The organism is Salinivibrio socompensis S35 (genome assembly GCF_000513715.1).
Taxonomy (GTDB): Bacteria; Pseudomonadota; Gammaproteobacteria; order Enterobacterales; family Vibrionaceae; genus Salinivibrio; species Salinivibrio socompensis.
Genome location: NZ_AQOD01000020.1, coordinates 18,970 through 32,192, shown reverse-complemented (window position 1 = coordinate 32,192; position 13,223 = coordinate 18,970). Strand labels below are relative to the sequence as shown.

Annotated in this window: 14 protein-coding genes, 1 tRNA gene and 4 pseudogenes; 7 read left to right on the top strand and 12 right to left on the bottom strand. The window is 49.7% G+C overall.

Annotated elements, in window-relative coordinates; genetic code table 11:
- Positions 1 to 14 precede the first annotated feature (14 nt).
- The 3 genes from flgA (at position 15) to DZ54_RS0102930 (ending at position 1,569) form a co-directional block, all read left to right on the top strand.
- Entirely contained in the window at positions 15 to 707 is a 693-nt protein-coding gene (gene flgA, locus DZ54_RS0102940; protein WP_025673048.1) for a flagellar basal body P-ring formation chaperone FlgA, read from the top strand.
- An 88-nt stretch (positions 708 to 795) separates the two neighbouring features.
- A complete protein-coding gene (gene flgM, locus DZ54_RS0102935) occupies positions 796 to 1,119 on the top strand; it encodes a flagellar biosynthesis anti-sigma factor FlgM (RefSeq protein WP_025673047.1) in 324 nt (107 codons plus the stop codon).
- Positions 1,120 to 1,134: 15 nt separating this feature from the next.
- A complete protein-coding gene (locus DZ54_RS0102930; RefSeq protein ID WP_025673046.1) occupies positions 1,135 to 1,569 on the top strand; it encodes a flagella synthesis protein FlgN in 435 nt (144 codons plus the stop codon).
- Positions 1,570 to 1,592: 23 nt separating this feature from the next.
- On the opposite strand, the gene DZ54_RS0102925 is transcribed toward DZ54_RS0102930, so the two are convergent.
- Both DZ54_RS0102925 and DZ54_RS0102920 read right to left on the bottom strand, forming a co-directional pair.
- Entirely contained in the window at positions 1,593 to 2,027 is a 435-nt protein-coding gene (locus tag DZ54_RS0102925; protein WP_128080442.1) for an LPP20 family lipoprotein, read from the bottom strand.
- Between the two features lie 24 nt (positions 2,028 to 2,051).
- Positions 2,052 to 2,687, bottom strand: a complete 636-nt coding sequence (locus tag DZ54_RS0102920; RefSeq protein WP_025673044.1) for a FlgO family outer membrane protein — start codon at positions 2,685 to 2,687, stop codon at positions 2,052 to 2,054.
- Positions 2,688 to 2,898: 211 nt separating this feature from the next.
- Between DZ54_RS0102920 and DZ54_RS18550 the strand changes: the two genes are divergently transcribed.
- The 3 genes from DZ54_RS18550 (at position 2,899) to DZ54_RS0102910 (ending at position 4,157) form a co-directional block, all read left to right on the top strand.
- The gene (locus tag DZ54_RS18550) at positions 2,899 to 3,714 is read left to right on the top strand and encodes a flagellar assembly protein T N-terminal domain-containing protein (RefSeq protein ID WP_240473900.1); all 816 of its coding nucleotides are present in this window, start codon (positions 2,899 to 2,901) and stop codon (positions 3,712 to 3,714) included.
- The gene (locus DZ54_RS25785) at positions 3,711 to 4,031 is read left to right on the top strand and encodes a FlgT C-terminal domain-containing protein (protein WP_240473899.1); all 321 of its coding nucleotides are present in this window, start codon (positions 3,711 to 3,713) and stop codon (positions 4,029 to 4,031) included. Before DZ54_RS18550 ends, DZ54_RS25785 begins: the two co-directional genes overlap by 4 nt.
- Before the next feature lie 50 nt (positions 4,032 to 4,081).
- Positions 4,082 to 4,157: transfer RNA gene (locus DZ54_RS0102910), tRNA-Arg, on the top strand.
- Positions 4,158 to 4,177: 20 nt separating this feature from the next.
- Here DZ54_RS0102910 and DZ54_RS0102905 read toward each other — a convergent pair.
- The 9 genes and pseudogenes from DZ54_RS0102905 to glyA all read right to left on the bottom strand — a co-directional run bounded on the left by DZ54_RS0102905 (position 4,178) and on the right by glyA (position 11,494).
- The gene (locus DZ54_RS0102905; protein WP_025673043.1) at positions 4,178 to 4,672 is read right to left on the bottom strand and encodes a phosphatidylglycerophosphatase A; all 495 of its coding nucleotides are present in this window, start codon (positions 4,670 to 4,672) and stop codon (positions 4,178 to 4,180) included.
- Positions 4,659 to 5,647, bottom strand: a pseudogene (thiL, locus tag DZ54_RS18545) (thiamine-phosphate kinase). The gene DZ54_RS0102905 and the pseudogene thiL overlap by 14 nt, the downstream one beginning before the upstream one ends.
- Positions 5,648 to 5,709: 62 nt before the next feature.
- A complete protein-coding gene (gene nusB, locus DZ54_RS0102895; protein WP_025673042.1) occupies positions 5,710 to 6,174 on the bottom strand; it encodes a transcription antitermination factor NusB in 465 nt (154 codons plus the stop codon).
- Complete coding sequence (gene ribH / locus DZ54_RS0102890; protein ID WP_025673041.1) at positions 6,175 to 6,645, bottom strand: 6,7-dimethyl-8-ribityllumazine synthase; 471 nt, start codon at positions 6,643 to 6,645, stop codon at positions 6,175 to 6,177.
- Between the two features lie 123 nt (positions 6,646 to 6,768).
- Positions 6,769 to 7,877 (bottom strand): annotated as a pseudogene (ribBA, locus tag DZ54_RS18540) (bifunctional 3,4-dihydroxy-2-butanone-4-phosphate synthase/GTP cyclohydrolase II).
- A gap of 10 nt (positions 7,878 to 7,887) precedes the next feature.
- On the bottom strand, positions 7,888 to 8,550 hold the full coding sequence (locus tag DZ54_RS0102880) for a riboflavin synthase (RefSeq protein WP_025673040.1): 663 nt from the start codon (positions 8,548 to 8,550) through the stop codon (positions 7,888 to 7,890).
- 4 nt (positions 8,551 to 8,554) lie between these two features.
- The gene (gene ribD, locus DZ54_RS0102875) at positions 8,555 to 9,643 is read right to left on the bottom strand and encodes a bifunctional diaminohydroxyphosphoribosylaminopyrimidine deaminase/5-amino-6-(5-phosphoribosylamino)uracil reductase RibD (protein ID WP_025673039.1); all 1,089 of its coding nucleotides are present in this window, start codon (positions 9,641 to 9,643) and stop codon (positions 8,555 to 8,557) included.
- Positions 9,644 to 9,680: 37 nt separating this feature from the next.
- Positions 9,681 to 10,075 (bottom strand): annotated as a pseudogene (gene nrdR, locus DZ54_RS18535) (transcriptional regulator NrdR).
- A 226-nt stretch (positions 10,076 to 10,301) separates the two neighbouring features.
- Positions 10,302 to 11,494 (bottom strand): annotated as a pseudogene (glyA, locus tag DZ54_RS18530) (serine hydroxymethyltransferase).
- 565 nt (positions 11,495 to 12,059) lie between these two features.
- Between glyA and DZ54_RS0102860 the strand changes: the two are divergent.
- Entirely contained in the window at positions 12,060 to 12,677 is a 618-nt protein-coding gene (locus tag DZ54_RS0102860) for a YitT family protein (protein ID WP_025673038.1), read from the top strand.
- Positions 12,678 to 12,764: 87 nt separating this feature from the next.
- Here the strand turns inward: DZ54_RS0102860 and glnB are convergent, their stop codons facing one another.
- Complete coding sequence (glnB, locus tag DZ54_RS0102855) at positions 12,765 to 13,103, bottom strand: nitrogen regulatory protein P-II (protein ID WP_025673037.1); 339 nt, start codon at positions 13,101 to 13,103, stop codon at positions 12,765 to 12,767.
- Between the last annotated feature and the right edge of the window lie 120 nt (positions 13,104 to 13,223).

Sequence of the window (13,223 nt, the reverse complement as noted above, 5' to 3'; positions counted from 1 at the left end):
GATGGTTTGGAACTATGTCCAAGATATTGCGCTTATTTAGCGTCACTTTGCTCGCAAGCTTTAGCGTAAGTATAGCTGCTGCGACAGTAAGTCAAATTGAAGCGGTACAAGATGCGGCAGAAAAACATGTCGCTGAAATTATTTCTGTGCCAAAAAACGGCGAACTCAATATTGCAGCGGGTAATCTTGACGCCCGCATGCGTTTAACAGACTGCCCCGTCCCTTTGGATACGGATATACCAGGTCGACAACAGCTTAATACGTCGGTCACTGTGATGGTGTCTTGTGATCAAGACAACTGGCAAGTGTACATTCCGGTTAAAATTGAGCTGATGACGCCCTCGGTCGTCGCGAAGCGGCCTCTTAATCGTGGCATGACTATTGCTTCAGATGATCTTGCCATTCAAATGGTGAATAGTCGGTTTCAACGCGGTAGAACGTATACGCAGCCCGCCCGCTTAGTGGGCTCTAAAGTCAAACGGACGGTAGGGTTAGGCGAACCGATCAGCAGTAGCGATGTCTGTGCAGTGTGTCGAAATGATGACGTTTTAATCACTGCACAAGGAAACGGACTCAACATTGTTGCAAAAGGCACGGCATTAAGTGACGGTGCGCTAGGTGAGCAAATAAAAGTCAAGAACAACAAATCTAAACGTCTTGTCGATGCTACAATCTCAGCGGTCGGCGAAGTAACGGTTAATTTCTGACTTTTTATGGCTCAATGCTAAAGTAACTGCAAAATGTGCCGATATGCTGAGCGATGGACTCAAAAGCGACTGACAGTAAGGCAAAGTTATGGCGAGTATTGATCAACTACGTGGCAATCAGCAAGCGCTGACCACCACACGAAACACAAGCAACCAAACCAAAACCCAAGAGACGCAAAGCGGCACGATCCGTGAGCAACAGGGAATGAAACCCCAAGACGATGCGGTTTCATTAAGCCAACAAAGCCAGAAAATTGACAAAATGAATCAAGAGATGGCCGCCGAGCCCCATTTTGATAGTGCGAAGGTTGAGCAAATTAAGCAAGCCATTGCCAACGGATCGTATAAAGTGGATGCTGACAAATTGGCTTTCAATATGATGCGCTTCGAGAACGATCTAAACGAGAGCTAAGCTGACGGAGTGGTTATGAGTCCTACTGCGCCCCTAATAACGCTTGTTGAGCAACAGCGTGAGCGTGTTCAAGCGCTCCAAACGCTTCTGGAACAAGAAGCCAGTGTCATCGCGAGCCGTGTTTCCGATGACATCGAAGCCATTGCGAAAGAAAAACAAGTTTTAATCAATGAAATTCAGCGAAATGATGCGCAAATCAGTCGTCACGCTGAACGTGACTCGCTCCACCATGACCAAGCCATGCGTGAGCACGTCAGCGCTATCCAAACATGCTTGTCCACCTGTAAGCAGCAAAATGAAACCAATGGCGTTGCATTACAGCGAGCCAGTTTAAGTATTCACCGTCTGCGCAACTTATTCCAAGAAAGTGGCGGTAAATCAGAACTGACCTACAACCAAGACGGTAATGCCTCAGGCAGAAAAACGCTCGGAACAAACGTCAAAGCGTAATTAGGTACAATTAGTAGGTACAATTAGAAGATAATAGAATTGTTGTTAGGCACGGGCTGTGACTCTCCGTAACGTTTCATTTTTTTCATTGTCTCAAGGTTTAGCTCAAGTTCGGTCACGTAGCTATCACCAACTTTATAACTCGCCACAACTTCCGCCCCACGAATAATACCATCGACTGCGCCTTGCGTGCTGTCGCGGCCTAAACTTTGATCGTTAACGCTCGCGCGGCTGCTGACGCGTAATCCATAGACTTGCTCGCTCAGCTCTTTATAGGCGTCCACTTTAGACGCACGCATCGCTCGCGTTTCTTTCTCTTCTTGGGTGGCTCCTTGTTGCGCACTGATCGAGGCCATGCCAACCGCCGAAATAATGCTCTCTTCTTTCATTTTTGTCAGGGGCTGACACGCAGAAACCATCAATAACGCGACAAAAAGCAATCCATGTTTTTTCAACATTTGTCTCCCTTACTCTTTTCTATGCTAGGGCTTCAGTACGACGGTTTCACGTTTCACGCGGTTTTGATCATCTCGAATGATCACGCCATCGCGCTTACGCACCTTATACAAGCTATCGATATCACGACCAATCCGATCGGCGGGTAAAAAGCCCTGCGCCGAGGCGACAACAACGCGAGACTCCATACCGATAACACGTGCATTAACTAACACCCCACCCCCTTGGCGGAGCATGGTCCCTGTTAATACATATTCAATTTGCTGCTCAGGGTTAAGCTCTTTCCAGTCACGACTGATGGTGAAATCACCTTCTTCCGTCACCCGAATAGCGCCGGTTGACTTAAAGTCAACGACGGTAAAACCGCGGCTTTGCATCTGGTAAATCAACCCTTCGGTAACGGTGTTTCCTAACCAGTTCGTTTCGTCCATTTTTTGCAGGTCGACAAACGAGGTCACGGCCAGAGGTGTTCGCGCCGTCAGGTAAGCGTTGGTCGCTAAAAGTTCATCCGCCATACTATTTAAAAAATAGTCGAGTGTGTGGCGTGGCCGCTGCTTAAGAAAAAATTCACTGCCTGAATACGGCTCTTTGCCGTTATAGATTGGCGTGTAAGCACAGCCTGTTACCAATAGCGCTACTATCGCCACTATCCACTTTTTCATCGTATCATGCTCCGCGCTCAGTCATCGATGTGAGACAAGTGTGTTATCTAGTGTATCGGTCAATGTCGTCAAACCTTTACCCTAGATTGCTCGTTCTCATTTAGGAACACAACTTGCATCAGCGTCTTTGCGTCATCTTATTGGTAGGCCGTTACCCTACGCGTTAATAAAGTGAAAGCAATTTCCATACCCACTAAGTGAGATCTTGACTATGAAAACCCTTTTGGCGCGGTTAACACTGATTATTAGCGTTGTTGTCGCTCCGTTCACGCAAGCTGCCTGGTATGAAGTATCAGCCAGTTCTCCTATACTCGAAAGCCAGCAAGCGGCACGCGTGCGAGCATTCGAAGCGGCAACCTTCGACGCGGTGCGCTTTGCCGGAGCCGATGTAGGCAGTTTGCAGCAGCTCAAACGTTTCTATACACAAGTAAAACCTGGCTATCAGTTCAGCGGTAACGCGGTGCGCGAGGTGCAAGTGCTGGAGGAAGGCACTCAGGGTGGCAATTATGTGGTGAATTTGCGGCTAGATATTTACCCCTCGGCAAACGCTTGCCACAAGACGCAGTATAAAAAAGGATTGGTGTTAACCCGCTTTCCCATTGTTTCGCCACAACAAGCAGCTCTAGGGGGGATCTATCAATTCGGTGACGACTTTTCGGTGCTTTTAAACCGTGAAATCACACAGCATGCACAAAGCTTTGTCGGACGCGGGATCGCCAATGTGGATGTATCACCCAATATGCCAAGCGCTGTTGCTATGCTCGCAGAAGACAAAGACGCGCAGTTTGTTGTGACAGGCGCGATCACCGATTTATCTGCCACTACGGATACCAGTGGTTTCGGCAAGGCACAAAATAACCGCCAATTGGCGGTCAATGTCCAAGCGATGGACAGTGATAGTGGGGAAGTGATCTTTCAACGTCGATATCGTGATGTTGCACACTGGCCCTTTGAGCGACACAGCCAAGTGGATACGCAGACGGCGCGATTCTGGCAGTCGCCGTATGGCAGATGGCACGCCGGATGAGCCGAAATATTTTATTAGATTTGGAGTCTTCCCTAGCCTGTCGTGCCAGCAAGCCTAAGATTTTGTCATTGAAAGAGAACATTGCACAAATTAATGTTGGGCGTATTAATGGCGTGCAGCAAGGCGATCAATTAACTCTATGGCATATCGCTTCTTTCACCGATGACTTGGGCATTGTGCGCACCCAACGGCGAAAAAGTGGTATCACACTAACAGTCGCGCGCGTGTATGAGAGTAGTGCGGAAGCGGTTGTTCAGCCTCAAACCTTAACCGGAAGCATTCAAATCGGCGATATCGTGACCAAAGGGCTTAACTAAATGAAAACAGGCGCTTAAATCGCGCCTGTTTTTACGTATAATGGTCGCACGCTCTCATAGCTCAACAGGATAGAGCAGTCGCCTCCTAAGCGATCGATCGGGGTTCGAGTCCCTGTGGGAGCGCCAACCTATATTGGCGCTGAACGCTAGAAAAGCGCAGGCACATAAACAGTTAAGAGCCACAAGCTTAGCATTGCCATCACGCTGGCAAGAATATCATCAACCATAATACCCAAACCGCCATGAACATGTTTGTCTAGCCAGCTGATCGGCCAAGGCTTTACCATATCGAAAAGTCGGAACAACACAAAGCCAGCCAGTACCGTCTTCCAATCTGTCGCTGGGACAAGCGCCATGGTTAACCAAAAGCCGACAAATTCATCCCAAACAATGGCACCATGATCATGGACTTGCATGTCATTAGATGCACGCCCACAGATCGCAATACCCGCGATACCGCCAACCACAATGGCAACCCAAAGCGCAGCAATCCCGCCGAAGGTCACTAGCCCCCAGTAAAACGGTATCGCAAACACCGTCCCAACGGTACCGGGCATAATCGGCGATAGACCACTGCCAAACCCTAATGCCAATAGATGGATAGGGTTAGACAAAGATAAACGATGTTTAGGATCCGTCATAATTTGAGTCCTTAAAATGATCCCAACCGGCAAGCGCCCAATCAAGTGGTTGACCTTGTGCGACTAATTCAAGGGTACGGTGGCCATTGATTTGACCAATACGCTGCACCTTAATGCCACTGTGTTTTAACACGGTATCGAGTGTACCGCGATGCATTTCAGGAACGGTAAAGCAGAGTTCATATTCCTCGCCACTGGTCAGGGCCAGTTTTTGTGCGGCTACTTCGCGATCAACATCGGCGAGTAAACGCTCAGAAATCGGTAGCCGTGTGATCTCAATTTGCGCCCCGACATCACTGGCTTTGAGAATATGGGTTAAATCTGCATAGAGACCATCGGAGATATCAATGGCAGCCGAGGCAATGCCCCGCAGTGCCTGTCCCACCGCAACACGCGGTTGAGCACGATAATGGCGGTTAATCAGGCTATTGGCACGTGCCTCATCCACGACGGGTTTACCCAGTACATAATCAAGCCCAGCTTGGCTTTCCCCCAGCGTGCCCGTGACATAGATCCAGTCTCCAGGCTTAGCACCTGAACGCGTCAGTGCCTGCCTTTGGGAACATGACCATGCAACGTCATGGTAATACTTCTAGGCCCTCGCGTGGTGTCACCGCCAATTAACTGAACCTGAAAGTATTCAGCGAGGGCGGAAAACCCCTGACAAAAACCAGCGACCCAAGCTTCATCGGCGTCGGGTAAGGTTAAAGCGAGTGAGCACCAAGCAGGCATTGCGCCCATCGCGGCAAGATCACTCAAGTTAGAAGCTAAGGCTTTGTGCCCCACATCGGATGCGCTGGCTGAAGGAAGAAAATGTGTGCCTTCGACTAAGGTATCGGTGGTCACCACAAGTTGGCAGCCGTTGGGTACCTCAGTGATCGCACAATCATCGCCAATGCCCAGTACGACATCTCGACGATTAACCGGCTGACGTGCGAAATAATCGCGAATCAAATCAAATTCATTGCGCGTCATAAAAATCAGTTATCGGGTTAGATCAATAAAAAGGCCAGCATGGCTGGCCTAGTAAGGAGGGATTAACGTAACCGAGGATACGCTTTATCCAAGACACCATTGACGAATTTATGGCTGTCTTCCGCACCAAAGCGTTTGGCCAACTCAATGGCTTCGTTGATGACAACTTTATAGGGGACATCATCACACTTGATCAGCTCATACATCGCGAGACGCAATAAAGCGTGTTCCATGTCGTCAAGATCCTGTAATGGACGAGACAAATATGGACGCATTTTGCTATCAAGCTCTTGATGGCTGAGCGCAACACCACTGAACAGGATACGAAAATACGCAACATCAGTTTCCGGATCGCGAAGAAGGGGTTCTGTTTTCTGGTGCTCATCTTCTTCTTCGTATTTATCTGCGGCCAAAAACTGCGCTTCAATATCAGCGACATTTCCTTTTGCGATTTGCCATGTGTAAATGGCTTGCAATGCGAATTGGCGAGCATTACGCCGTGCGGCTGGTTTCACTTTAACCCCCATTTAGGATTCAATTTGGGACAGAACATTCACCATTTCAAGCGCGCTCAGTGCAGCCTCTGCCCCTTTATTACCAGCCTTGGTACCTGCGCGTTCGATCGCTTGCTCAATGGTGTCTACTGTCAGCACACCAAAAGCGACTGGGGTTTCATACTCCAGTGCCACTTGTGCCAACCCTTTGTTACATTCTCCGGCAACATAGTCAAAATGCGGTGTGCCGCCGCGGATCACTGACCCTAGTGCGACAATCGCATCATAACGACCGCTTTTCGCCAGCTTTTGGGTCACCACAGGCAACTCGTAGGCACCGGGACAACGTACCACGGTGATATTATCGTCGTTGACTTGGCCTTGGCGCTTCAGTGCGTCAACCGCACCCTCTAGCAAACTCTCGTTGATAAAACTATTAAAGCGAGAGATAACAATAGCAACCTGCGCATTGGGCGCGGCAAATGCACCTTCGATTACGTTCATGAGCCTTCCTGTGACTTGCTTTCCGGAATGAGAAACCGCGCGATTCTAACATACTTTTCACCATTGACACCATGCTCAGTGTCTTGGGGAAACGACCAAGCGCTCACGGCTTCCCTTAAGTATTTATTCGGTCACGTATTCAACCACATTCAAACCAAAGCCTGACAGCGCGTGATAACGTTTAGTCGATGAAGAGAGCAAACGCATTTGTTTAACCCCCAAATCAGCCAAAATCTGTGAACCAATCCCGACTCGGCGTGAAGTGCCCTGCCATTTCGCGCCTGCCGGTTTCTCGCCTTTATCTTGCGCTTCAAAGGCTTTAACTTTGTTGATAATGGAGTCAGGCGTTTCTTCTTTCCCTAAAATCACCAATACGCCCCCTTCTTCACTGATCCGCGACATGGCTCGAGTCAGCCCCCAGCTGCGCTCAGCGGTGCGATCTGAGCGGAGTAGATCGGTAAACGTATCTTGCAGATGGACCCGCACCAAGGTCGGATTGGCAGAGATCTCGCCTTTACGCATCGCGTAATGAATTTGGTTATCAATGGTATCCCGGTAGGTCACGAGATCAAACTCACCAAATTCGGTCGGCAATGTACATTCGGCGACGCGCTCAATGGTGGTTTCATTTAAGTTACGGTACTCAATCAAGTCCGCAATCGTGCCAAGCTTGATACCATGCTTGTCACAAAACACTTCTAAGTCAGGACGACGCGCCATGGTGCCATCTTCGTTCAAGATCTCAACAATCACAGAAGACGGATTAAAGCCGCCTAATCGCGCCAGATCGCAACCGGCTTCAGTATGACCCGCACGCGTTAATACGCCCCCTTCTTGCGCCATCAGTGGGAAAACATGCCCCGGCTGCACTAAGTCGGCTGCGTTGGCATTCGGGGCTACCGCCGCTTGCACGGTACGCGCGCGGTCTGCCGCCGAAATACCGGTGGTCACGCCTTCAGACGCCTCAATCGACACCGTAAAGGCGGTCGAAAATTGGGCATTATTGTCTGACACCATCAAGGGCAATCCAAGTTGCTGACAACGCTGTTGGGTCAGCGTTAAACAAATCAAACCACGCCCGTGGGTCGCCATAAAATTGATCGCCTCTGGCGTAATCGCTTCGGCCGCAATGATCAAATCGCTTCATTCTCGCGATCTTCGTCATCCATCAACACCACCATTTTACCTTGGCGGATATCGTCAATGATTTCTTGGGCGCTACTTATTGCCATCTTGGATTCCTTATTTCAAAAAGCCGGAACGGGCAAGCGTTTCAAAGCTAACCCCCGTTGATTGTGTCGGTTCAGCCGCTTTATCGCCTAGCATCAGTCGCTCAAGGTATCGGGCGATCACATCCACTTCGATGTTCACCCTACGCCCTGGCGCAAAGTGTTGAATGGTGGTTTGCTCGGCCGTGTGCGGCACAATGGTAAGTTTGATATCGCTGCCGTTAACCTCGTTCACTGTCAAACTAATCCCATCAACCGTGATCGACCCTTTTAACGCCACGTATTTCGCTAATGTCGGGGGCAACGCAATCCAATACTCCCATGCACGGCCCGTTTGGCTAACGGAGGTGACTTCCCCTAGGCCATCCACATGGCCAGAGACCATGTGTCCACCAAACCGCGTGGTCGGTAGCATCGCCTTTTCGAGGTTAACGTTATCGCCAACCGATAAGACGCCGAGCGACGAACGCGCCAAGGTTTCTGAAGATACATCGGCGCTATAACCGGTTGCGCTCACTGCGACCACAGTTAAGCACACCCCATTGGTGGCGATGCTGTCACCCAGTTTGACATCAGAAAGGTCGAGGCCACCACTGTCGATAGTGACGGTCATGTCTTGTCCGCGACGGGTCAGTTTTTGGACACGGCCCATCGCTTCGATAATTCCAGTAAACATCGTCTTAATACTCTTGCGTTATGACGGCATGCTCAGAGAGCATCGCGGTTAAGCGAACATCGTCACCGACAGTCTTGACCTGATTGAAATGGAAACGCGGCGCGTCATCCATCGTTTGTAACCCGTTCAAAGCGACCAAAGGACGACTATCTGCGCCTAGCAATACCGGCGCTTGATAAACAATGAGCTCATCCACTAACGACTCAGTTAATAACTGATTCGCCAGTCTCGCGCCTGCTTCCACCCACACCTTGTCGATGTCATACTCAGCCAGTGCGCGAAGAATAGTGCTGAGCGAGGCATGTGGCATCACCCATTCCTGGACGTTATCCGGCCATACCTTATTGCTCGGTGTATCAACAATACGGATCACCTCGCCATCGAGCTGATAGACGGTCGCCTGCGGAGAGGTTTTATTATCTTTATCTAGGATCACCCGAGTGGGCTGGCGCAGTACAGATTGCGGATAATGGTCGAGGACGGCACGAGATAGCTGGCTACGACGCACATTTAGGCTGGGGTTATCGGCTAATACTGTAGCGCTGGTCGATAAAATGGCACTGGCTTGCGCACGAAATGCCTGCACATCTTCACGCGCAGACTCACCGGTGATCCATTTGCTTTTCCCGTTAGCTAATGCGGTCCGCCCATCCAGGCTGCCCGCTAGCTTGAGCTGCACATACGGCATCTGAGCTTGCATACGTTTGATAAAGCCAGGGTTGAGTGATGTTGCCTGCTCAGCCATCACGCCTATCACAACCTCAATACCTGCCTGTTGCAGCCGTGCGATACCACGCCCTGCCACTTGAGGATTAGGATCTTGCATGGCACATACCACACGCGAGACTTTAGCGGCAATCAACGCATCACAGCAAGGCGGCGTACGGCCATAATGCGAGCATGGCTCTAAGGTCACATAGGCGATCGCGCCCGCCGCACGTTCACCGGCGGCGTTTAAGGCATACACTTCAGCGTGCGGTCCACCTGGCGCAATATGAAACCCCTCGCCCACGATCTCATCACCGTGGGCAATGACACAACCAACATTGGGGTTGGGTGTGGTGGTATAACGGCCTTGGGCAGCCAACGTCAAAGCGCGTGCATCATGGTTTGATCTTGGTGGTTAATTGTCATTTTTGTAACCGTGCAATCTCTTCACCAAATTCGCGAATATCTTCAAAGCTGTGATAAACCGAGGCAAAGCGGATGTATGCCACCTTATCAAGTTCCTTGAGTGCTTCCATGACCAAGTTACCGACCATGGCTGATCCAATTTCCCGCTCGCCCGTCGCGCGCAAACGCGATTGATGCTATTAATCGCTTTTTCTATATCATCTGTGCTGACAGGGCGCTTCTCCAGAGCACGCTGAATACCGCCCCGTAATTTTTCTTCGTCAAAGGGCTCTCGATTCCCGTTGGTTTTGATCACCCGCGGCATGACTAATTCTGCCATCTCAAACGTCGTATATCGCTCAGCGCACGCCAAACACTGGCGACGACGGCGAACTTGATGGCCATCAGCCACGAGTCGAGAATCGATCACTTTGGTGTCGGTAGCACCACAGAATGGACAATGCATGCACGTCGTCTCCTCAATATTGTCTCGCTAGTGTAACCGATTTGAGAGGTTGGAAAAGCCTGTCTGAAAAAACGGAATACGGGATTTGTGTTTTAGGTCGGCCCCGCGCCCCAACAAATATGAAAAAAGCGCCCGAAGACGCCTTATTTGTCAGACAAAATGAACAGATTTATTACGCATACACGGGCAGACGACGGCAGATGGCTTGGACTTTCTCTTTCGTTTCTGCAATCACTTGCTCATTGTTGATGTTATCAAGCACATCACACATCCAATGCGCGAGCTGCTCGGCATCTTGCTCGGTAAAGCCACGGCGGGTAATCGCTGGCGTCCCCACACGAATACCTGACGTGACGAACGGGCTACGCGGATCGTTCGGTACACTGTTTTTATTTACCGTAATGTTGGCTGCGCCTAACGCGGCGTCCGCTTCTTTGCCGGTAATGTCTTTATCAATTAAATCAACCAATAGCAGATGGTTATCGGTTGAGCCTGATACGATTTTATAACCGCGCGCCTGGAACCCCTTCACCATTGCGCGTGCGTTATCAATCACGCGAGCCTGATACGCTTTGAACTCTGGTTCCATAGCTTCTTTAAACGCCACCGCTTTACCGGCAATCACGTGCATCAATGGGCCGCCTTGGCCGCCAGGGAACACAGCAGAGTTGAGCTTTTTGTAAATGTCTTCACCGGCATTCGATAAGATCAAGCCACCGCGAGGACCCGCAAGCGTTTTGTGCGTGGTCGTGGTGACACGTGTGCATGCGGCAACGGATCGGGATAAACCCCCGCGGCAATCAAACCCGCCACGTGCGCCATATCGACCAATAACCATGCGCCGACTTTATCAGCGATTTCACGCATGCGCTTCCAATCCACCACTTGTGAATAGGCAGAAAAGCCACCGATGATCATTTTTGGCTTATGCTCTAGCGCAAGCTGTTCCATTTGCTCGTAATCAATTTTACCTGCTTCATCGATACCGTAAGGGATCACATGATAATGCTTGCCCGAAAAGTTGACTGGCGAGCCATGGGTTAGATGGCCACCGTGAGCTAGGCTCATGCCGAGTACGGTATCGCCTGGGTTTAACAGTGCCATGTAGACCGCACTATTTGCTTGTGAGCCCGAGTGAGGCTGAACGTTGGCATACTCACAACCAAACAACTCACACGCACGCTCAATCGCCAAGGTTTCGGCTTTATCGACGTATTCGCAGCCGCCGTAATAACGTTTACCTGGGTACCTCGGCATATTTGTTGGTCAGTTGAGAGCCTTGCGCTTCCATCACGCGAGGCTGGTGTAATTTTCTGACGCAATCAGTTCAATATGTTCTTCTTGGCGCGTACTTTCTTCTTCCATCGCCGCAAACAGCGCTGGGTCATAATCCGCGATATTCATGTCACGCTTTAGCATTGGTCTCTCCTGACTTAACATTGGCGGGCAATCACCCATAAAGCGAAAGCTAGGGCCGGATAGGCCGCCTAGCAACACATAGTCTCGGTGTGATGTCTTGGATCACGCCTTGGCTTAGTCGCTTTAGCCTTCCCAAACAAAGCGATTAAGCCAAGGAAACAGCAAACGTTTAACCTGCCCACGCAAACGTTTTCGTTACCGCCATGACTGCGTTTGCTATTCTACAAAAAATCCCTTCAATCAGGTAGCCTATGGCATGACTTTTATTTGCAAAGCAGGTTATATTTCGTTGTTGAACGACGCAATAAGACGGGCGTCAGCTGTAAATATTTTACACTGCAGTATCATAATAATGACAATGTAGGTGCAGATTATTTACGTTATCGACTTTTTCCCAACCCTCATTGGCGATAGAATCCGCGCCCGCAATGCCGATTTACTTTTTAACCGCCGACCTATTTAGGTTTTGGCGGGATTTTTGTTGCTAACACTTTTTGTAGGGAGAAGCCGTGTGAGTCGATACCAGCACAGCTTGAAAGAAGACGTTATCGCGATCGCTTCTGGGGCATTTTTAGTCGCCCAAGGGGTCTTTTTTTTACAACAAGCCGGGTTATTAACCGGCGGCACTACAGGCCTTGCTTTATTAATTAGCCAATTTACTGACCTTTCGTTCGGTACTTTGTACTTTCTTTGCAATTGTCCGTTTTACTTAATGGCATGGTTTAGAATGAGTCCACGCTTTGCATTACGTAGCGTACTTGCCGGTGGGGCGGTATCGGTGATGGCCGATCATATCGCGTATTTTTTCGAAATCACTTGGCTTGCTCCCGCCTACTGTGCGGTGATTGGTGGGTTACTGATGGGGGTCGGGATGTTGATGATTTTCCGCCACAATGCCAGTTTGGGCGGTTTTAATGTCCTGGTGCTCTATTGTCAGGACAAGTTCGGGATCTCGGCAGGAAAACTGCAAATGGGCATCGACTGCACCATTCTTGCGTTATCTTTCTTCCTCATCGATCTGAACCTGCTGATGTGGTCTGTGGTCGGCGCGATTGTGCTCAACTTAGTGTTAGCAATGAACCACAAGCCAGGGCGCTATCAAGCACACCCCGCTAATCCCGGCGCATAATTGCCAGAAAAGCCCATTAGTACACCAAAGCCAAGCATAATCAATGCTTGGCTTTTTGCTGCGGGTCGTATTCGCTAAAAGCGAGGATTAAATCGCTTCTTCGTCTTCCTCGCCTGTACGGATACGCACCACACGCTCAACATCAAAGACAAAAATCTTTCCGTCGCCAATTTTTCCGGTTTGTGCGGTATCAATAATGGTATCGACACATTGTTCAGCCACATCGTTAGATACAACCACTTCCAATTTTACCTTGGGCAGAAAATCAACCATGTATTCGGCACCGCGGTAGAGCTCTGTGTGTCCTTTTTGACGACCGAAACCTTTGACTTCCGACACGGTCATCCCAGTAATACCCACATCGGCGAGTGCTTCACGTACATCATCGAGTTTGAATGGCTTGATGATAGCTTCAATTTTTTTCATTCCGTTATCCTTCTCATTGGCCGTCGGCCGGTCCTGATGGATCAAGTGGTTAACTGAAATTGTATCGCAGCAGAATAAAAAATCACCCACCGATTCACGCTTATTACAAAAAAGCCGCCA